This window comes from Peribacillus sp. P4_D6 (assembly GCF_056401795.1).
On the sequence record NZ_JBFUIQ010000004.1, the window covers coordinates 79576 to 101870 of the forward strand.

General features: G+C 38.3%; 15 protein-coding genes and 2 pseudogenes. 13 read left to right on the forward strand and 4 right to left on the reverse strand.

The features are described from left to right. Nucleotides 1–246: 246 nt before the first annotated feature. From AC1DVB_RS03340 to AC1DVB_RS03365, 6 genes are all read left to right on the forward strand, one after another. Nucleotides 247–1071: a transketolase gene (locus AC1DVB_RS03340; RefSeq protein WP_034314956.1), complete on the forward strand. Its 825-nt coding sequence runs from the start codon at nt 247–249 to the stop codon at nt 1069–1071. Between the two features lies 1 nt (nt 1072). Continuing rightward, entirely contained in the window at nt 1073–2020 is a 948-nt protein-coding gene (locus tag AC1DVB_RS03345; protein ID WP_477588158.1) for a transketolase family protein, read from the forward strand. 33 nt (nt 2021–2053) lie between these two features. Continuing rightward, nucleotides 2054–3508, forward strand: a complete 1455-nt coding sequence (locus AC1DVB_RS03350) for a four-carbon acid sugar kinase family protein (protein ID WP_477588160.1) — start codon at nt 2054–2056, stop codon at nt 3506–3508. After that, the gene (locus AC1DVB_RS03355) at nt 3509–5266 is read left to right on the forward strand and encodes a thiamine pyrophosphate-binding protein (RefSeq protein WP_057275699.1); all 1758 of its coding nucleotides are present in this window, start codon (nt 3509–3511) and stop codon (nt 5264–5266) included. 143 nt (nt 5267–5409) lie between these two features. Further along, entirely contained in the window at nt 5410–6348 is a 939-nt protein-coding gene (locus AC1DVB_RS03360; protein ID WP_057275700.1) for a sugar phosphate isomerase/epimerase family protein, read from the forward strand. A gap of 203 nt (nt 6349–6551) precedes the next feature. After that, nucleotides 6552–7802 (forward strand): allantoate amidohydrolase, encoded by a 1251-nt coding sequence (locus AC1DVB_RS03365; RefSeq protein WP_239860446.1) that lies wholly within the window; start codon nt 6552–6554, stop codon nt 7800–7802. A 315-nt stretch (nt 7803–8117) separates the two neighbouring features. Here AC1DVB_RS03365 and AC1DVB_RS03370 read toward each other — a convergent pair whose 3' ends face one another. After that, nucleotides 8118–9770 (reverse strand): PucR family transcriptional regulator, encoded by a 1653-nt coding sequence (locus AC1DVB_RS03370; RefSeq protein ID WP_063577191.1) that lies wholly within the window; start codon nt 9768–9770, stop codon nt 8118–8120. 972 nt (nt 9771–10742) lie between these two features. On the opposite strand from AC1DVB_RS03370, the gene AC1DVB_RS03375 reads away from it, so the two are divergent. The 7 genes from AC1DVB_RS03375 to AC1DVB_RS03405 all read left to right on the forward strand — a co-directional run bounded on the left by AC1DVB_RS03375 (nt 10743) and on the right by AC1DVB_RS03405 (nt 19967). Then, nucleotides 10743–12095: an allantoinase gene (locus AC1DVB_RS03375; protein WP_034314938.1), complete on the forward strand. Its 1353-nt coding sequence runs from the start codon at nt 10743–10745 to the stop codon at nt 12093–12095. Between the two features lie 255 nt (nt 12096–12350). Beyond that, nucleotides 12351–13115, forward strand: a complete 765-nt coding sequence (gene allE / locus AC1DVB_RS03380; RefSeq protein WP_057275704.1) for a (S)-ureidoglycine aminohydrolase — start codon at nt 12351–12353, stop codon at nt 13113–13115. Between the two features lie 104 nt (nt 13116–13219). Then, on the forward strand, nt 13220–13603 hold the full coding sequence (locus tag AC1DVB_RS03385) for a cupin domain-containing protein (protein ID WP_477588164.1): 384 nt from the start codon (nt 13220–13222) through the stop codon (nt 13601–13603). Between the two features lie 218 nt (nt 13604–13821). Then, on the forward strand, nt 13822–15126 hold the full coding sequence (locus AC1DVB_RS03390; RefSeq protein WP_239860450.1) for a uracil/xanthine transporter: 1305 nt from the start codon (nt 13822–13824) through the stop codon (nt 15124–15126). Nucleotides 15127–15416: 290 nt separating this feature from the next. Continuing rightward, nucleotides 15417–17591: a malate synthase G gene (locus AC1DVB_RS03395; RefSeq protein ID WP_477588166.1), complete on the forward strand. Its 2175-nt coding sequence runs from the start codon at nt 15417–15419 to the stop codon at nt 17589–17591. Nucleotides 17592–18423: 832 nt separating this feature from the next. After that, on the forward strand, nt 18424–18690 hold the full coding sequence (locus AC1DVB_RS03400) for a hypothetical protein (protein ID WP_377331503.1): 267 nt from the start codon (nt 18424–18426) through the stop codon (nt 18688–18690). A 14-nt stretch (nt 18691–18704) separates the two neighbouring features. Continuing rightward, the gene (locus AC1DVB_RS03405) at nt 18705–19967 is read left to right on the forward strand and encodes a pyridoxal-phosphate-dependent aminotransferase family protein (RefSeq protein ID WP_477588168.1); all 1263 of its coding nucleotides are present in this window, start codon (nt 18705–18707) and stop codon (nt 19965–19967) included. Between the two features lie 281 nt (nt 19968–20248). Here the strand turns inward: AC1DVB_RS03405 and AC1DVB_RS03410 are convergent, their stop codons facing one another. The 3 genes and pseudogenes from AC1DVB_RS03410 to AC1DVB_RS03420 all read right to left on the reverse strand — a co-directional run. Further along, nucleotides 20249–20695, reverse strand: a complete 447-nt coding sequence (locus AC1DVB_RS03410) for a PaaI family thioesterase (RefSeq protein ID WP_057275710.1) — start codon at nt 20693–20695, stop codon at nt 20249–20251. Nucleotides 20696–20827: 132 nt separating this feature from the next. Next, nucleotides 20828–21759: pseudogene (locus AC1DVB_RS03415) on the reverse strand (solute symporter family protein); the annotation flags it as partial. After that, nucleotides 21756–21977: pseudogene (locus AC1DVB_RS03420) on the reverse strand (DUF485 domain-containing protein); the annotation flags it as partial. The pseudogenes AC1DVB_RS03420 and AC1DVB_RS03415, both read right to left, overlap by 4 nt. Between the last annotated feature and the right edge of the window lie 318 nt (nt 21978–22295).

Genomic DNA, 22295 nt, shown 5'->3' on the forward strand with positions numbered 1-22295 from the left:
CAATTCTTTTTTTGTGGAAATTTATTGAATCAAAAGTTTATCTTTGAATAGGAACTTTGGTGTTTTGCCCTGCGAAAATTTTTATAAAAAATTTAATGGTAAAATACTTGAAATATTCAAAAAACGGTGATAATATCAAAATAAGAAACAAGGTTAGTTAATAAGCAACAAATTACTTATTTTTATTTTTTTAATCATTTAATGAAACAACGTTGCTTATTGTGCGACTAAAAGGAGGAGTAAATAGTGGATTTTTCTAAAGAGAAAGGCGAATTTTATAATAATCTAACGAAAACGATTCGCCGGCACATAGTTAAAATGACGAACCATGCTGGAAGTGGTCATCCTGGTGGTTCTTTATCGGCAACTGAATTAATGTCCGTCCTATTTTTTGAACACATGAATGTTGATCCTGACAACCCAGATTGGCAAGACCGAGATTGTTTCTTCTTATCTAAGGGACATTGTACACCTGTATTTTATTCAGTATTAGCTGAAAAAGGTTTCTTCCCGGTTGAAGAATTAATGACATTCAGGGATGTTGACGGTAGGTTACATGGACATCCATGTGGAGAGCATATTCCAGGTGTAGACATATCTTCAGGATCACTTGGTCAAGGATTATCGGTAGCTAATGGTGTTGGATTAATTGCAAAACTGGATGGCAGCAATAGAAGATCCTATTGCATGATAGGTGATGGAGAATTACAAGAAGGTCAAGTTTGGGAAGCGGCAATGACAACTGCACATTACAATCTTGATAACGTTTGTGCGATTATCGACTGGAACAAAATTCAACTTGATGATTTTGTTGAAAATGTAAAAGGTGTAAAAAATCTTGGTGATAAATTTAGAGCTTTCGGTTGGCACGTTGTTGAAATTGATGGTCATGATATTCATGCAGTTAATGAAGCGTATAAAGAAGCTAAACGCACTAAAGGCAGACCTACTGCAATTCTAGCTCATACGGTTAAAGGCAAGGGAGTTTCATTTATGGAAGATACCCATGATTGGCATGGAATGGCTCCGAATGATGAGCAATTAGAAATCGCTTTAAAGGAGTTGGCTTAAGATGGCAAATCAAGAAGCACCACGTAAAGGTTTTGCTGATGCACTAATTAGACTTGGAGAAAAACATGACAATTTAGTGGTACTTGACGCGGACTGCGCAAAATCGAATATGACAAATCTATATAAAAATAGATTTCCAGAACGCTTTTTCAACATCGKTATTTCTGAATGTGATTTAGTAGGTACCGCAGCCGGTATGGCAGTGGCGGGTAAAGTGCCATTTGCCAATGCTTATGCAAACTTTCTTACTGGGCGCGCATTTGATCAAATGAGAATTTCAGTATGTTATTCAAATAACAATGTGAAAATTGTCGGTCATAACGCTGGTACATCAGCTGCACAAGAAGGTGCAACACATTTACCGCTTGAAGATATTTCCTTAATGCGATCACTTCCACGTATGACGGTAATTGTTCCAGCTGATGCGGTGGAAATGGAAAAAGCAGTAGAAGCTGCTTATTACCATGAAGGACCAATTTACCTCCGTGTTGGCAAATTACCAGTACCGATCGTTACCAAAAAAGAAGAACCATTCAAAATAGGTAAAGCAATTAAATACCGTGAAGGATCTGATATTACAATCATCAGTACTGGGATAATGCTTGATGAATCACTAAAAGCAGCAGGTGAATTGGAAAAGCAAGGTGTAAGCGCCGAACTTTTACACATCCATACAATTAAACCTATTGATAAAGAAGCCATTATTGCATCTGTTGCGAAAACAAAACATGTCATCACAGTTGAAGAGCATTCAATTATAGGTGGATTAGGTAGTGCTGTTGCTGAAGTATTATCGGAAAACCAACCAGCTAAATTAAGAAGAATCGGTACAAATGACCGTTTTGGGGTTTCTGGAAAAATGGATGAATTACTTGATTTATTTGAATTAAGAGCACACCGTATTATTTCTACTGCAAATGAATTATTAGGGCATAGAGTAACTAGCTAATCACATTTTTAGATAATGAAAGGGGGAGGGTTTTTGTCAAACGCAACCCAATATCTAAGTTTAAAGGATACTTTAGACCTCTTCTCTAAATCGGATGACAGCCTTCGTGCTGAAATCAAAGCTCATTTAAATCAAACAAAACATAAGTTTATCGTTTTAGATGATGATCCAACCGGTGTCCAAACGGTACATGATATTTTTGTCATCACGGACTGGGGAAAAGACTGGATTAAAAAAGGATTATCTGATGAAAGAAGTGTACTTTATATTTTAACTAACACAAGAAGTTATAATGCAGAAAAGACGGAAAACATCAATAGGGAGATTGTCCAAAACATTGTTGACGTTACTAAGGAAATGGGAATCAATTATTCAATTATCAGTAGAAGTGACTCAACATTAAGAGGGCATTATCCACTTGAAATTAATGTGCTCCAAGATGAATTATTAAAAACTGCTGATGTACAAATTTCAGGTCATTTAATCATTCCGGCTTTTTTTGAAGCACATCGTTACACCATAGATAATATTCATTATTTAGGTGTGGACGGCCAGCTTGTCCCAGTAAATGAAACAGAATTTGCGAATGATTCCGTATTCGGTTTCAAAACCGCTAATTTGCCAAAATGGATTGAAGAAAAGACAAATGGAAGCGTAGCTTCAGAGTCAGCATTGATCATTTCACTGGAAGATATTCATAATGGCGGCATTGATAGAGTTTATGAGATTTTACTATCTGCTAACAATAATGCTCCTATTATAGTAAATGCTAAATCTTATTATGATTTGGACATCGTATCATTAGCTGTCCTTAAAGCAATTGATTCTGGCAAGCAATTCTTGTTTAGAACTGCAGCATCTATTGTTAAATCGATTGCGGGAATTCAGGATCGTCCATATTTATCAGCTAATGAGATTGTTTCAAATGATGAAAGCCAAAACAATGGTGGCTTTATTATAGTAGGTTCTCACACGAATAAAACTACGGAACAAATTAAGGAACTCATGAGTAAATACCCGATTGAACAAATCGAAATGAGTGTTGTGAAAATTCTAAATAAAGAAACAAGAATTGAAGAGCTAACACGAGTATGTCAATTAGTAGATCAAAATATTTCTTCTAATCGCGATACGCTTGTATATACGAGTAGAGATTTAATTAGTGCGGAAGATAAGGAAGAAAACTTAAAGATTAGTCAAACTGTTTCAAGTTCTTTAGTTAAAGTTATTCGCTCACTAAAAGTAAAGCCGAAATTCATCATTGCAAAAGGTGGTATAACTTCGAGTGATGTGGCAACTGACGGCTTAGATATTAAATATGCAAAAATTTTAGGGCAAGCGATCGCCGGTGTTCCAGTATGGTTAACCGGAAGTGAAGCTAAGTTCAAAGATACACCTTATATCGTATTTCCGGGCAACGTTGGGGATAAAGATTCAATTGCTCAAATCTTTGAAAATATAAAAAAGGATCAAAAGGGAGAGATATAAATGGCTAAACAAAAAATGACAGCTGCTGAGTTAATTGCCTTGTATTTAGAAAAAAGAGGGGTGAAACATGTTTATGGTGTACCGGGAGCTGCGATTTTACCATTCTATGATGCAGTAAAAGAATTAACTAAAATTGAATCATATATTGTTCGTCACGAACAAACGGGTGCTTTCATGGCTGATGGTTATTCAAGAGCAACTGGTGAAGTAGGCGTATGTGCTGCCACATCAGGTCCTGGCGGAACTAACTTCTTAACTGGCCTTTACGGTGCATGGATGGATTCCATTCCAATGATAGCCATTACCGGTCAACAAAAAAATAGTTTAATTGGAACCATGCAATTCCAAGAAGCGCCTATCGTTGAAATGGCAAAGCCTGTAACGAAAGCTGCATACCGTTTAACTGACGGTTCGAAAGCTGCTGAATTTATCCATGAAGCATGGGTAACAGCTACTACTGGCAGAAAAGGTCCAGTTCTTCTTGATTTACCAGTTGATCAACAAAAAGTTGAAATAGAAGTCGACTTAGATGTGCTTATCGGTTCTACTCCAGTCGATAACTTACCACAAGCTTCTGACGCTGATATAGAGAAAACATTGGAATTATTAAAAGATGCTAAAAGACCGGTCTTACTATCTGGTGGAGGGGTCAACATTGCAAACGCTACCATTGAATTGAAAGCGTTAGCTGAAGAACTGCAAATCCCTGTAGTAACTTCTGGCATGGGGATGGATACCTTCCCTAACGATCACCCTTTATTCGCTGGACGTATGGGAACGATGCTTGATACTCCATTCGGTAACAAAACAATTGTTGAAGCTGACTTAGTAATCAACCTTGCCGGACGTTTCGCTGATCGTTCAACTGGTAATGTTTCTGTATTCACACAAAACGGTAAGAAAATTATCCACGTAAATCTTGATAATAAGGAAATTGGTAAAGTTGTACCAACGATTTTAGGTATCGTTTCTGATGTTAAAACATTCATGGTTAAACTTGCAGAAGCCCATAAAGCACTTGGTGCTCAAGTAGCTGCAACTGCCGAAGTAGGTACTAGGGTCAACTTAACTGAAGAGCGTAAGAAATGGGCACGAAAAACGGATTACACAACACTTCCAATCAGACAAGAACGTGCATTGCGAGAACTTCGTGAATTCTTAGATCGAGATGCCTTCGTATCACATGACTGCGGTATCAGCCAAATCTGGTCTTCTCAATTATTTGAAACGTATGTACCAAGAACTTACTTATTAACTGGTGGTGCGGGGACAATGGGTTGGGGCCTTGGTGCAGCAATGGCAGCGAAACTTGCATTTCCTGAAAGACAAAGTGTAAACATCCTTGGTGATGGAAGCTTGGGGATGTCATTACAAGATATTGCTACAGCTGCAAAGCATGATATTCCGGTCATTATTTTCTGTATGAATAACTCATTAATGGGTTTAATTCGTCAACAACAAAACTGGTTCTATAATGGACGTCAAATTTCTACGGACTTAATTTACAAAAATGAATTATGTGATAATGAAGAGCGCGGAATCGACTTTGTTAAAACGGCTGAAGGTATGGGTGTTCGTGGTGAGCTTGTTACACATTATGATGATATCAAACCAGCTCTGCAACGTGCAGTTGACTCAGGTAAACCATATTTAATCGAAGTTATAGTTGATCCAGATCCTAAGAACGCATGCGAATTCTCTAATAACGGTGCACTTAACGGCTTCAAATACTCCGAAAAGATTGATTATTCTAAATAATCACCACTCTTGATGGAAGTGTTTTTTGAAGCAATGGGATATAACCTATTGCTTCAAAAAACATATTAGTAATGAAAAGCAGTCTTGACTGTACTTAAATAATGGGTTCATTAAAGGAGGGAAGCCGAAAAATCGGCGAAACAATGTCAGCAAATCTTCATAATTCTATGAAAGTCGGAATTGTTCACTTCATGGCTTATCCGGAAACAATGGGTGGAGATGGCCCAGCTGTTGAAACAATTAAGAAAATTGTACAAGATGATTTTTTCTCTGGAATTGAAATTACATCTATTAACAATCCTGAAGAACGTAAAGAGGCTGCTCAAATTTTACAATCCGGTGGAATGAATGTAGGATTTGGTGCACAACCGATTCTATTAAGAAACAAAGGAAACCTTAATTCTTTTGATGAAGCTGAGCGTAGAAGGGCTATCGATTTAGTAAAAGGCGGAATTGACCAGGCTTACGAAGTAAATGCTGCTAAACTTGGTTTCTTAAGTGGGGCTAAACCAGATACTCAACAAGATGTTGCCTTACAATTACTAACGAATTCTATCAAAGAATTATGCGATTATGCAAAATCTAAAGGTGATTTAGTACTCTCACTTGAAACATTTGATGATGAGACTGATAAGAAATGTTTAATCGGTTCGAATAAACTTGCTGTTGAAGTTGCAAAAGAAGTTCGTAAAGTAGATCCCACTTTCGGTTTAATGCTTGATTTAAGTCATTTACCAATGCAGCGTGAAACGTCTCATGATGCATTAACGTTAGCTCGTGATTATATTAACCATGCCCATATCGGAAATTGCTATATTAAAGATACTTCTGATCCTGCTTACGGCGATCAGCATCCGCGTTTCGGATATCCAGGAAGTGAAGTTGATGTTCCTGAATTAGCGGAGTATTTACGATCTCTATTAGAAATTGGTTACATCGGCGAAGGTATAAAGAATATAGTCGCTTTTGAAGTAAAACCTGTCGGTACAGAATCATCTGATATTGTAATTGCACAGTCAAAACGTACTCTCGTTGATGCATGGTCATTATTACATTCAAAAAAAGGGCGTTTAGTTAGTTAGCCTATATATATGTACGATATGTATTAAACGGTGACAAGTGCTTTTGCTTGTCACCGTTTAATCTAACTTTTAATTAGCTTATCATGCAGAATTCCTATTGAGCAAAGACTAAATAAAGTGTTAATATGACTTTGCATATTAAGTAACTGGATTTAAATAACAAAAATTTTACTTAGAGATTAAATTGGCAGGGAAGTGATCGATTGGTTAAACTTCAGAAGGATGTTGATGCTATAAGAATCAACACTAGAACCGAAGAACTTGCTGCTTGTTCATCCACAACTGTTGGTGTCACTAGACTTCCTTTCACAGTGGAAAGTTTAAAAGCAGAAAGTCTAGTTGAAGAGTGGATGAAAGCAGCTGGGATGTCGGTAAGAAAAGATGCTCTTAATAATATAATCGGACGTTATGAAGGGAAAGATCCAACAGCTCCAGTCTTAATGATTGGTTCACATTTAGATAGCGTGATTGAAGCAGGTAAATATGATGGGATTCTAGGAGTTATAACTGGAATAGAAGTTGTTCAAACTCTTAAGGATAATGGCATTATATTATACAATCCAATCGAAGTGGTAGGTTTTTGTGATGAGGAAGGAGTAAGGTTTCACTCAACTTTCCTTGGTAGTAAAGCGATTGCAGGAACTTTTACTGCTGAAGATTTAGAAAGAGCAGATGAACAAGGAATAACAATTGCTGAAGCGTTAAAAGGAATTGGTATTGCTGACCCATATGCTTATAAAGACGCTAGTCGTACTCCAGAAGAACTTCTCGCTTATTTGGAACTTCATATCGAACAGGGGCCTGTGCTTGAGAAGGAGAATGAACCTGTCGGTATAGTTCGTGGGATTGCAGGTGCTACAAGATTTTATTTTGAAATTATCGGGAAACCTGGACATGCAGGGACAGTTCCTGTTGCCCTTAGACAAGATGCGCTTTTAGGAGCTAGTGATCTCATTTCCTACATTGAGAACATCGCTATCCAAAATGAACCATTAGTGGCGACCATCGGAAAACTTACTGTAAGTCCGGGTGCTAGTAATGTAATACCTGGCCTTGTAACAGGAACGCTGGATATCCGTGATTTAAATGTGGATCGTAAGAAAAAAGCCATTGATGCCATATTAACTGAAAGTGAAAGAGTAGCAAAAGCTAGAGGACTCCAAATTCATTTTGAACAGGTCATGGAAGCCGATCCTGTATACTGTGATGAACAATTGATTAAAGTAATCGAGGAGTCCATTAGCGAATTGGATGGCAGTCCTATCAGTCTTGTAAGCGGTGCTGGTCACGATGCGATGGCTATGGCGGAGGTAACGAATGTTGCAATGATTTTCGTTCGTTGTAAAGATGGTCTCAGTCATCACCCAGATGAATTCGTGACTGTAGAAGATATGGGTGCAGGAGCTAGAGTCCTTTACTCTACAGTGATTAAGATAGCCACAAAACAATATTGAGGAACTTATAAGTTTTAGCTATCAACTAAAAGAGAACTTACAAAAAAACTCGTGATCCGACTGTATCGGAACACGAGTTTTTTCAAAATGTATACATTTCAATTATAGGACAAAGATCCTTCATTCGATGAAACAGTCATGCGTATCGACAATGATCCAATGTAATTTAAAAAAGGCCACTGAAATTCCTGGATTTCCTTAATCCAAGACACTTCCAGAAAAAAAGTCGAGATTTACTCTTTATATTGATCTCTGTCTGCGTGGAGCAGTTTACCTTCAGTCAATATCTGCTTTAGTAGTGATTACAATAACTTATTAATCACTATTACCCCTGAAAATTGAACTCATGAGTAAAGCTATACGTAAATGAAGTGAGTTTTTTGCATCATGAACGGAATAATTCAACATGTCCTCACATTTGGCAATTCGGTATTTAACGGTATTACGGTGAACAAACAGTTTCCTGGATGTAATAGCAAGTTCACAATTATTATCCAAATATACCAATAAGGTATTAACTAAGTCTTTTTCATCTTTATTTTTCGGGTAGGATAAAGAACGTAAAGTATTTTCATAAAATTTTTTTAAATCTTTTTCGGGAATTAACCGAATCAGTTCGATTAATTGCTTGGTCTCGTAAAAGTTGATAAATTTATTTTGAAACAGTTCAGCCCCATTTGTCCATGCTTCCACTGCCTCTTCGTATGTAAGGTGGATATAGGTAAGGTCATTAGAAAAGTTACCAACTCCAAACGACAACGAAATTTTTAGATTTGAATAAGCCTCATTCTGGAACTCCTTCAGCCGTTCTTCTATTATGCTTTTAATCGAATCATTAATATTCAGAGGAGCTTGCATCAAAATAACAAAATATCCATCTTTCATAAAAACGATGTTGTTAGTATCTATTTTTAAAAATGATTTATGTAAAAATTTATATAAATAGTCGTATAATCTATTCATTATGTCTGCACTTTTTTGTAAAGCGTTTTGTTTATCATCATCAATCTTACATACAATGCATACATATTTCATATTGTCGATTAAGCCATGCTGTTTTCCCCTATGAATAATTTCTTGTTTGTTAGAAATCTTTCCATCAACAAGGGAAGCAAAAAAGTTATTTTCTAACAAACGACTGTTTTCTCTAATAGCCTCGTTTTTAAGCAGCGTGAATGAAATGACTGTTGATGCTTGTTCTATAGCTAATTGTGAAGATGGGTATGAAAGCTTCTCAGGGTGAAGAATTAATAGAAAATAGGGATAGGGACGCATTGTTTTCACCCGAAACATTTTTATAGAAATGTCCGTATTTTGGATGTCGATAGTAAGCTGGTTTTTCTCTAGGTATGTTTCTATATCACGTTTAATTTGTTCTTGAACATTTTTCATAACGATTTTCATATTTCCTGTACGAAAATGATGAGAAAAGGATGTCACATCACCAATAGGATCAAGTAGGAGAACAGGACATTTTAATAGGGAGCCAAGATTTTCAATTAAAGAATTCAGACTGTAGCCTTTTATCATCATATTGGTAAATTCCTTGTGAATATGCATCGCATAGAATAACTCTTCAATTTGGTTATCCCATATAAAGCTTAATAATTGATGAGCAACCGCACCTAATGTTAATGTCTCTGGAATTTGAATAATTGGAAATTCTAATGAATCGGCCAATTCGATTACATCCTGCGGGATCTCATCAATGAATCTTTTAAGTTTAATGGCAATCCCTGCACATGGAAGTTCATTAATTTGGGAAATGAGATTGCATAATGCATGGGGGTCGTTTTTAAAAGCGTATCCTGTTGTCAATAATAGGGAGTTCTTAGCTAAAAAATTGATGGCATCTGGTGTTTCTGAAATCTCAATTGATTCTACTTTCCTTTTAAGTCCGGCATGTCCAGCAATAATTTTGGCTTCTTGAAACACATCAACGATAAATAAATCTTCTACCTTTTTCATCATACACCTTCTAATTCTACATTTTGTCAGTTTTTATTACTAGAAAGGGAAGCAAACGAATCTTGTTAAATTTGGACAAAAATTTAAATGGAAATTGTTTACATCGCATAATGATTTTGTGAATGAATCCGCTTATAATCAATTGTATAGAGGATTGAAGGTTAATGAAACTGTTTTCAAAATTTTTTTTACATTCCATAAATCCCAAGTTTTTATTATATTTAGAAACTATATTTATATTTTGAAGCGTATACAATCCGCCAGTTCTCTATCATTTTTCTCAGGTACGATGCTCGCATTCGTTCATCTATATTGTTTTTGTTTAAGGCTGTTCGCCGCATACTTTGTTGCTATTTACGAAGTAGTGCAGTGTGGTTGATTTCCCCTCCAGGTGCTCGCTTTCCTTGGGGCGGGCGGTGAGCCTCCTCGGCGTATACGCCTGTGGGGTCTCACCTGTCCCGCTGCTCCCGCAGGAGTCTCGCACTTCCGCTCCAATCAACCTAAAATAGTTTCGTTTTAAAAACAACAATCTTTACGAAAGAACCTTGTTTAAAAAGCGCAATAGGAACGAGAGGATGTGGTTAAAGGGGCTTAATTAAGAAACGTGAAATAGTCAGGAAAAGAGTCCGAATATTTAAAAAATGTATCAGTGTTGACGTCCTTGGTGAGGGTGCCGTACAAAACCAGATAACAGCCAAGGCTGCGCATCTCGCTTCCTGTCTTCATAAAGGTGGATGCGATTAAGTTGGGAAAATGGATTGTGAGTTTCATTCCAAAATTGCTTGATAGAAGTTTTAGCGGAATCTACTAAATCTCAAAACGATGTTCAGAATGTAATAGTTGTATTTAATTCCGAATACGATTTCAGCTGACCAAAGCAAGATGTTCGTTTCTTCATTATGCAACTTGTAAAAGAGGATTCTCCTTAAAAGTTTTTATAAAATTTGAATTCCCACAGAAAGGAATGAACCTATGGCTACATATGATTTACTCATTAGAAATGGAAATCTTGTAATGTTTGATTCGATTGTTCAAGGAGATATTGCAATTAAGGAAGGAAAAATTAAAGAAGTGACTATCGGAAAAAATATTGATGCTTTAGCAACAAGAGAAATTAATGCTGAGGGGCAGCACATCCTCCCAGGATTAATTGATACTCATGTTCATTTCAACGAGCCAGGCAGAACTGAGTGGGAAGGTGTTCAAACTGGTAGCAGAAGTTTAGCGGCAGGTGGGGTGACAACCTATTTTGATATGCCATTGAACAGTACACCACCAACAATCAATAAAGAATATTTGGCATTAAAGAGAGCTTGCTCCGAAGAAAAGTCGGTAGTCAATTGCCGCTTTTGGGGTGGACTTATACCGGAAAATATTGAGAATATTAAGGAACTTGATGAAAATGGAGTAATTGGATTTAAAGCTTTTATGTCACCGAGCGGAATTGTCGATTTCAATCATGTCGATGATAGTACGATTTTTAAAGGGATGAGAGAAATTGCCTCTGTTGGTTCACTTTTAGCCGTTCATGCTGAAAGTACAGTGATTTGTGATCAGCTTGCACAAGAAAAACAAAGACAAAAAAAGACGACTGCAAAGGACTTCGTCGAATCAAGACCGATAATTTCCGAAATTGAAGCGGTAAGAAGAATAATTTCATATGCAGAAGCTACAGGGTGTAAACTGCATATTGTTCATGCGAGCAGCCGCAAAGTAGTGGAAGTCATCAATCAGGCAAAACAAAGAGGCCTGGATATTACGGTAGAAACATGCCCTCATTATTTATCTTTGACATTAAAAGACTTAGAGGAAAAAGGCGGGTTGGCAAAATGCTGCCCTCCACTGCGTGATGATGAAGAAGTAGAACAATTATGGGAAGCTGTAGCAAACGGTGAAATTGACGTAATAGCATCCGACCATTCACCAGCACCTGCCTCTATGAAAGAAGTAATAAATGATGACTTTTTCAGTGCCTGGGGCGGGATTTCCGGTGCCCAATCTACGCTCAATATTATGTTGACAGAGGGGCATTTCAACCGTAATCTTCCTCTGGGGAAAATTGTTGAATTAACATCAACGAATCCAGCTAAGTTATTTGGCCTTTATCCCCATAAAGGGATAATAGCCGTTGATAGCGACGCTGATCTGGCGATAGTTAATCTGAACAAAAGCTTCGAGCTGAAAAAGGAAGATTTGTTCTACCGCCATCAGCAGTCGCCTTATGTTGGCAGGACATTCAAAGGGCAAGTAACAACAACGATCGTCAATGGGGATATTGTTTTTGAAAATGGAAGCATTACCACTGTGGAAAAAATTAAAATCTAGGATTGTTAAGCATAAAGGACTGGAGAAAATCTTTTTATCTATAATGAACAAAAATATAAAACGTTTTTATCAATTAGGCATAAAGACTAATTAAATGAAAGCGGTTAATATTTATATAAGGGACTTAATTGTTTCTAACACAAGCTAATAATATATGAAAAGAAGCTACAATTATAAGTTGATTTATAGCGGGAAATGGGCACACCACGAGTCACATATTTCAAATAAAATACGATTAAAAGGAGAGTTTAAAAGATGGGTTATCCTAAAGATTTATTAGCAAGCAGATCAATAATTGAGCACGGTAAATATGCGTTAATTGCACCTGAAGGATTGGTTAATAATGTTATTCCGGGATTTGAGAATTGTATCATTTCCATTTTGGGTTCTCCAAAGCTTGGAGCAAGCTTTGTCGATTACATTGTGACAATGCAAAAGGATGGAAAGAACAGCGAGGGGTTTGGTGGACAAGAAGATGTTGAGACATTTGTCTATGTTATTGAAGGGAAAATAAAAGCTGCTGCAGGTGAACAAGAGTTTGTCCTCGATGAAAGCGGTTATTTATATTGTCCGCCCGGAACAAAGATGTATTTAGAAAACCAATCGGATGGAGATTCTAAACTTTTCCTATATAAGCAAAAGTATCGTCCGCTTGAAGGACGGAGGCCATGGGTTCATTCAAACCATGCGAACAACATCGAATTCAGGATTTATGATGATATGCATAATGTCCATCTTAAGGATCTTTTGCCTGCTGATATAGATTTTGATATGAATTTTCATATTCTTTCCTTTGATCCTGCTGCATCTCATCCATTCATCGAAACACATGTGCAAGAACATGGAGCCTACTTACTCTCGGGAGAAGGGATGTATAATCTGGATAATCAGTGGGTTCCTGTAAAGAAAGGAGATTACATTTTTATGGGTCCATATGTACATCAAGCAGCCTATGCGGTAGGCAGAGAAAATTTAACATATGTTTACTCTAAAGATTGTAATCGTGATGCATCCTTGTAAAAGGTCACATCAAGAAATGAGTAGATGACAACTTCAAGAGATTTAATGCGGGCAGAATTGTATTTTAGGGAGATGACCATTAAATATAAAAGAGGTGCTGAGGTATGGACCAGAATGTAATTTTGAACAAAAAGTCGATAATAGAGGAAAGAGTTTTTGAAATCGATAAAATAGCAAAATTCGATTCTAATGCACCACAAAAAAATTATTTCTATGAAACGGATAAAACTGTTGGGGCAGTTTGGTGTCTTGAACCTGAGCAGGAAGTATATTTACATTCCCATTCGAATGTTGATGATATTTGGGTCTGCATTGAGGGGGAAGGAATATACTTCCCTGACCTAGAGAATGAGATCACGATCAGAAAAGGAATGGTAGTATTGGCCAAGCCTAATCAAATTCATGGAATGCGAAATACAGGAAACAGCCGATTCATGTTTGTAGGCTTTGCTGCAGGGGCATTGCCTATGGATATAACAAGATATTAAAAAAATGCTAAGTTTATTAAACTTTACAAAATAATTTAAGTTTCTTCTTTTAAAAAACAAAAAAGTGATTAAGGCGAAGCGATTGTAGTGAAGACAGCGCTTCGCTTATATTTTTATTTATAAAAAGTGATGATTTTGTAATTTCTACGATTGGCTTCCTTAAAAACTAGCAAACAGATTTTATAAAAATCCAGAAATCGGAAATGGTGATGATTAAGATGAAACAGCAAGGAGTTACTGTAACATTATTCTCCTCTTTACAGTGGCTTTTTTTTATTTTTGCCAATACGGTTGTCGTACCAATTTCTGTAGGAGCAGCATTCCAGCTTCCTACAGAAACGATTGAAATGACGATAAGGTGCTCCTTTATCTTTACCGGAATATCCTGTATTCTGCAGGCATGGGTTGGGCATCGTTATCCATTATTGGACAGCCATTCAGGGCTAATGTGGGGTCTGATGATAAATATGGGCATCTCTGCATCTGCACTCGGATTGGATTTTGCAACCGTAGGGGGAGGTATTGCAACAGGTATTTTGCTGGCTGGAGCTGTAACCGTACTGCTAGCGGCATTTAACCTGATTTATATCATACAAAAAGTAATTAAGCCGATGGTGATAAGTGTTTATATATTTTTACTGACCTTTCAGCTCATCTTTATTTTCTTCAAAGGTATGTTTAAAATAACCGAAAGTGGAACAATTGATCTCCCTGTCAGTTTGTTTTCAATCTTGATTGTCATCTTCGTCGGCTTTTTAAGGATTAAAGGAGGGAAAATACTAGGCAATTTCTCAATCCTGATCGGAATTATCGTAGGGTGGTCATTATATCGAATTATTTTCCCTTCAGATCTTCCGACGGCTAGCTCTTCAGGTATGGCATTCACTTTCTTTCCCCTTGGAACTCCAAACTTGAATATTGGTATTATTTTTGTTTCCTTTTTTGCTGTCCTTCTGAATTTAACGAATTCTTTCGCTTCTATTCAAGCTGTTGCAGATGTTTACAAGGAAAAGGTGGAACATAGTCAATACAGGAGATCTATTTTTGTAACAGGTATTTTTGCGTTTATCACTTCGATTTTTGGCTTGGTCCCTTTTACACCATTTACATCTACGATAGGTTTTTTACAAAGTACCAAGTTAGTCAAACGAAAGCCATTCATTATAAGCGGATTTTTGTTTACTCTCCTTGGAGTTATTCCTCCATTAGGGAGATTCTTAGGAACAATACCATTAACAATAGGTAACGCTGTTTTATTTGTCGCATACCTTCAATTGTTCGGGACCGCATTAAACAGTCTGAAAGGAACGTTATTCAACTCTGAAACGATACTCCGTTTAGCAGGGCCGGTCCTAGTTGGAGTTAGCATTATGAACATCCCGCCAGCATTATTCGGCAGTATACCTGTCCTCTTGCAGCCTTTCATTACAAATGGTCTCATTATGGGTGTCATTATATCGATCTTTTTGGAGAAATTCATTAATTGGAATAAATTAATGAATAAGTTGGAGGTCGGGCAGTAACCGATCTATCTACCTGGAAATGGAAACACAAAGTGATTATTTTTTAAAAAATGGGCTTTCATTTTGCGAGTGAAGAAAAAAAGGTGTTCATACCATACTGACTATATTTGACATCTCTAACGATAAACTTGAAATTGATTATAAGAAAACAAAACAATAAATTTGAGAACTTGAAATCGAAAACAAACTAAGTATTGAACCCGTTCAAAGGGAGGAGAGATCACCTGGTTTAAGAAAATTATCTCGGCGTATGCCGGGAGTCAAACTAATTTTTAGAGGAGGAATACATCATGGGAGAATATGTGAAAGTAGGTAATCTTCAAGTGGCTTCGGTACTTTTTGAATTTATCAATAAAGATGGGCTGCCTGGAAGCGGACTGAATCAGGAACAATTTTGGGTAGATTTTGAAAAATTGGTACATGACATGTCTCCAAAAAACAAAAAATTATTAGCTCGTCGTGATGAAATTCAAACCAATATCAATCAATGGCACAGGGAAAATAAAGAGATGGACTTTGCTGAATATAAAACATTTTTACAAGAAATTGGCTATCTCGAACCTGAAGGAGAAGACTTTCATATTACCACAGAAGGGGTAGATGATGAAATTGCCTTCCAAGCCGGTCCGCAGCTAGTTGTCCCGGTTGATAATGCTCGTTATGCTATTAACGCTTCAAATGCAAGGTGGGGAAGCCTTTATAATGCCCTATATGGTACAGATGTTATTAGCGAAAAAGAAGGAGCCTACCGAGAAGGGAGCTACAATGAAGTACGCGGTGGAGAAGTCATTTCATTTGCAAAGGATTTTCTTGATCAAGTAACTCCTTTAAAGGATCATTCACATAAAGACGCCGTGAAATATACAGTAGTAGATGGAAAATTAGCTGTTACACTCAGAAATGGAGAAATTACGAGTTTAGTAGAGGAATCTAAGCTAGTTGGCAATCAAGGTGAATACGGAAATCCATCGGCGATATTATTAAAAAATAATGGGTTGCATTTTGAAATTCAGATTGATAGAAGTCACCCGATCGGTAAAAAAGATAAAGCAGGCGTTAAGGACATTCTAATGGAATCTACTCTTACGACAATTATGGATTGTGAGGATTCTGTTGCGGCAGTGGATGCTGATGATAAAGTCCTGGTCTATCGAAATTGGTTAGGTCTTATGAGGGGGGATCTGGCTGTAACCTTCAAAAAGGATAATAAAATGATGACACGTACAATGAACCCGGATCGTTTATACAGGGCACCAAATGGAGAAGAATTCTCTTTACCTGGTCGTTCACTTATGTTTGTCCGTAACGTGGGACATTTAATGACCACAAACGCAGTCCAGGATGCAAATGGTGAGGAGATTCCTGAAGGGATTATGGATACAGTCATGACTAGTTTACTTGCCAAACATTCCTTGTTGGGGAATGGTAAATATCAAAATTCATCTAAAGGATCAGTTTATATCGTTAAGCCAAAAATGCATGGATCCGAAGAGGTGGCTTTTGCCAATGAGCTCTTTGATCGTGTGGAGGACATGCTTGGTCTACAGCGAAATACACTGAAAATTGGCGTTATGGACGAAGAACGTCGAACTTCATTGAACTTGAAAGCTTGTATCCGCCAAGTTAAAGAAAGGGTGGCATTTATTAATACAGGGTTCTTAGATCGAACGGGAGACGAAATTCATACTTCTATGGAAGCTGGACCTATGATCCTCAAAAATAACATGAAAGGATCAAAATGGCTACAAGGTTATGAAAAATCGAATGTCAATGTAGGTCTGGCAACCGGTTTTCAAGGTCGAGCTCAAATTGGTAAGGGAATGTGGGCAATCCCTGATATGATGGCGGAAATGTTAACGCAAAAGATTGGCCATCTGAAAGCGGGGGCGAATACAGCATGGGTGCCTTCACCGACTGCAGCGACATTGCATGCTCTTCATTATCATCAAGTGGATGTAAAAAAGGTGCAAGATGAGTTGAAAAAGAATCCAGTAAATTTACGTGATGATATTTTGGAAATCCCGGTGGCTCAAAACCCCGAATGGAGTCCGGAAGAAATTCAGCAAGAGCTGGATAACAATGCCCAAGGTATCCTCGGTTATGTTGTACGTTGGGTAGAACAAGGAATTGGTTGTTCCAAAGTACCAGATATCAACAATGTAGGGTTGATGGAAGACCGTGCCACACTAAGAATTTCGAGTCAGCATATCGCTAACTGGCTTCACCACGGAATTTGTACAAAAGGACAGGTTTTGGAGACTTTACAACGAATGGCTAAAGTAGTGGATGAACAAAACCGTGGAGATTCAGCCTATCAATGTATCGCGGATAATTACGACAGCTCAGTGGCGTTTCAAGCGGCATGCGACCTAGTGTTTCAAGGCTATAACCAACCAAGTGGGTATACTGAGCCTATCCTGCATCGACGACGCATTGAAGCGAAGAAAAATAAGTGTAAACATTAAGTGATTTCTGGGGCATCGGACCAACCAGGATGCAATGTTATTAAATTCACGAGGCTTAGCATAGTGTCATATCTTAACTTCCACCAGTAATTCATACGGAGCTTCGGATTAAAATAAGTGATTAATAGATAAAATGGGGAACAAGTGATCACGATTACTTGTTCCCCATTTTGGTCTAATTCTTTATAAAAAAAGCAAATAAAACATATGTGAATTAGATGTAAAAAGATTAGACATCATCTTTTTAGGTTCCCAGTCCATCAAAAGTTAATTTGGCCGGCATAAGTAGAACTAGTATCTCATTTATCAAAAAATACTAGTCAATATGATGAGGAGCTGCCTATAACAAAAGTTCTTTTGATCATAGAAATCTGTATATTTACACATTATTGGTTGTCTTTCAGTTGGTTATTTTGCACAAAAAAGCATCGAAATACTAACAGAATTGTCAATGAAGTTAAATGCGAAAGCAAGTAAAATAATAGATGAGATAAATTTTGTGAATGTTCATGACATCAAAGGCTATTGCGAAGGGAAACGGTATGATGGGCAATCAAACGAAAAATTAATAGATGAAAAGGATGATGTTGCGTTCGCTGATAGAATGGTTAGCATTTTTCGGGGCAACAGAGAGTAATGGAGTGACACGGATATTATATTCCAAAGGAAAGGATGAGCGCTCAGCAGGCAATGAAAGCTGAGGATGGGAAAAAACTTATTATATATTTTGTTAGTGTATGATTTAGGGTTCCCTCCGGTGGAATCATTCCGACAGTTCCCATATGGAAACGGACAAGGATGGGGCGTCACCGCCTTTATACGGTGAAAATCATTGGTAAGAGTGATCATGCGGGCACCACTCCCATTCATAAAGGAAGGATGCTGTCGTCTGGCTTCGGAATTCAATGTTCCGAATGGCATCGGTGAGGAAGAGGTTTTTGAAAGGTTTTGTAAGGACATTTTCGACTCTCGATTCCCTGGCAAAGAAAGCGGAAATGAAACTGGGGTTTCACAATCGATGGATGTCAAACCTGTTGCGATGGATATGGATAAGGGAATCGGATTTTTGAATGAAATACTTTATAAAATAGCCTATTGAAGGAGTTGGTAAAAATGGCATATACAGAATTGAATGCACCGATGAGAACGATCATGACACCAGGACCGGTCGAAGTTGACCCGCGTGTTTTAAGGGCGATGAGCACACCGATATTAGGGCAATTCGATCCTGCATTCACCACTATCATGAATGAAGTGATGGAAATGCTGCGTTTGGTTTTTCAAACGAAAAATAAATGGGCGTTCCCGATAGATGGCACCTCAAGATCCGGTAATGAAGCGATTCTATGCAGCATCATTGAGCCGGGGGATAAGGTCCTGGTTCCTATATTCGGAAGGTTCGGTCATTTATTGGTGGAAATCTGTGAGCGATACGGAGCTGAAGTCCATACGATGGAATGTCCTTGGGGAGAAGTGTTCGAACCGCAAGCAGTCATTGCGGAAATCAAGAAAGTCTCCCCAAAAATAACAGCAATCGTGCATGGGGAAACCTCCACTGGTTGTATGCAGCCTTTGAAGGAAATCGGGCGGGCCTGCCGTGAATTGGGTGTCCTGCTTGTTGTGGATGCGGTTGCCTCCATCGGGGGCACCGATGTTAAGGTGGATGAATGGTGTATTGATGGATTGATAGGAGGGACACAAAAATGCTTGTCCGTTCCTTCCGGTATGGCACCGATTACGTATAATGAGCGAATAGAAGAAATCATCCAGTCCCGCAAAAAGGTGGAACGTGGTATTGCCACAGATGAAGACAACCAACAGGTTTCGCTCAGCCGTCCGATCGCCAGTAACTATTTCGATTTAAGCATGCTGCAGGATTATTGGGGACCGCGTCGTTTGAATCATCATACAGAAGCAACTTCCATGATTTATGCGTTACGTGAAGGATTGCGCCTTGTGCTCGAAGAAGGTCTGGAAACGCGCTTTGCCCGTCATGAACTCCACGAAGCTGCTCTCGTTGAAGGGATCAAGGCAATGGGACTAATGTTATTCGGGGATGGGAAAAACAAACTTCCGTGTGTAACTTGCATTGAAATTCCAAAAGGAATCGATGGTGAAGCTGTAAGAGACATGCTGTTGAATGAATTTGGCATCGAAATCGCTTCCTCATTTGGTCCGCTTCACGGGAAAATCTTGAGAATCGGGACCATGGGTTTCAGTTGCAGGAAAGAAAACATCCTGTTTGTATTGGCCTCCTTGGAAGCTGTCCTATTGCGCCAGGGGTTTCAAGTTAATCGGGGAGAGGCTTTGCAGGCTGCGCTTGATGTATATGTAGGAAAGAAGGAGAAAATGGTAGCATCACAAGGGTCTCTTTGAATAATGGATGTCCATGTGGATTTCAGCAAATCTGGCCATGATCATCGGGAAGGCAAAGAGGGAAAATCGCTTATCAGACGGATGGGATAATTGAACGGGAGTGCGGCGAGTCGTTAATCGTGATAGGTAACAGTATTACGGTCAATAACTAAAAGAAGGGTTATAAAATAGGGGAGGGGGGATTCCAATCGGGAATCCCCCTTTTTTTTTGTACGTATCCTTGGAAAATCAAGGGAGAGGAAACCGGACTTATGGATTGCATGTCCGCTTTCAAACGTTACTTATTCAACTTGGTCGACGAAATATTGATTTTTCCTGAATACCATCGCTTCCATGGTTGCAATCAATTCCCTTTCATTTAACACGTCTATTTTATACCAGGCCAGTTTATGGTTTTTCTTGATCTCTTCCGCTCTGGCAGTTAAAGTTTCACCCCGTTTGCCAGCTGATAAGAAATTGATGTTGTTTGAAACGCCAACCGCTATTTTGCCATATGAATTGCTGGCTGCTGCGAAAACGTAATCAGCAAGTGAAAAGATAATGGCACCATGAACCGTTCCGTGGCTATTTAGCATGTGGTCACTTGGAATCAATTCTGCTTCCGCTGTGCCGGGACCGAGTTTCGTCAATCTCATCCCTAGAAAAGAAGCATATGGTTCGTCGACCAGTACTTGTTTGATTTGATCATAATGCAATTCGTGAATATCCTTATCTAAATGTGCGGTCATGAAAATCCCCCTTATTAATGGTCTTTTGCTGAATTTATCCCATATCCAGTGTTTGATTTGAACAGTACTTCAGCAAACCTGTTTTCCTCATCTTTTGCCTTTGACAAGATTGTGCCTAAATAAGCTCCAATAAAGCCGAGCTGCCATGTTTCCAGCTGGGTTTGTTTCGACGATCCGCTCAAACCCGACGAAAGATGCAGCCCCGAAACCAAGGAAAATCGTCATGATGAAAAATCCCCCTATAAACCATGTGGAATATACGACGGATTTCCTTGCAGTAACTGCGTCCTTTACTGTAAAGAAGCGGACGAGTAAATGCGGAAGGCCGGCTGCTCCAAGGACAAGCGACATATTGAATGAAATCATGTCGAGTCCATCGGTGTATTTATTTCCTGGATCCAAAAAATCCTTTCCGAGCGGTGTTGCAGTTTGGACATGATGAAAAATCTCTGAAATGTTGAAATTAAAACGCGAAAATAGGATGAACGTCAATACGCTAGAACCGCCTAGCAAGAGCACTGCTTTGGTGATCTGCACCCAGCTTGTCGCTGTCATCCCTCCGAAAATCACATAAATCGTCATCAGTACACCGACAAGCAGAACGGATAGCCAATAATCGATGCCGAGCAAGAGTTTAATTAATCCTCCTGCACCGACAAGTTGGGCAATCATGTAAAAGATTGAAATGACAAGTGTGTTAGCCGCAGCTATCCCTCGCACTTTTTTTGATTTGAAGCGTGCTGAAATCATATCTGCCAGCGTAAACTTACCTRGATTGCGTAATGGTTCAGACACTAGATACAATAAGACAAGAAAGGCAACAAGGTTCCCGATGCTCATGTAAAAGCCATCAAAACCATCAGTGCGATTGCCCCCGTAATTCCGAGGAAAGATGCGGCTGACATAAAGTCACCTGCCACGGCCAATCCATTCTGCCATGCTGTCAATCCGCCGCCGGCCGTATAAAAATCACTGGCATTTTTCGTCTTCTTAGAAGAGTAATAGGTTATAGTAAGCGTTAACAAGATGATGCCCAAAAAAAGCGTGAGGGATAAAAGGCTCATTCGCCAAGCTCATTCTCATATTTATTCAAGATTTTTTTTGCCATCTTGTCGTACTTCGCTGCTTTTTTTATCCATACGACGGCAAATTGGAGGAGTGCGTATACCCAAGCCCAAGTAATATGGAAGAAGGCTTCGCCTTTCAGCACTTCGCTATAAGCAGCTAAAATTGGCAGAACAAAATAAAAAGCAAGAAAGAGGAGAGTGACAGGTACATGAAAGCTTTTTCCTTTGGATTAGTTCCTTGAATTCTTCCGTTTCAATTAATTTACGATACTTATTTTCTCTGTCATGTCCTGATGGTGAATGCCCAGTTTAGCCTGTGATTCCATAGTAATCCCCCTTTTAATGTAGTACGTTTTTAAAACGAGTGTTTGATAAAATGATATATCATTGTTAAAATTAACATAGTCTGAAAACTTAGTAAATTGGTATTTTGTCTATTCAGTCATTTTATCTGAATTATAAAAACATGATTGACAACGTAGAAATGACGTATTAATCTTGAACTAAATCATAACAATAATTTATTCTCCGTT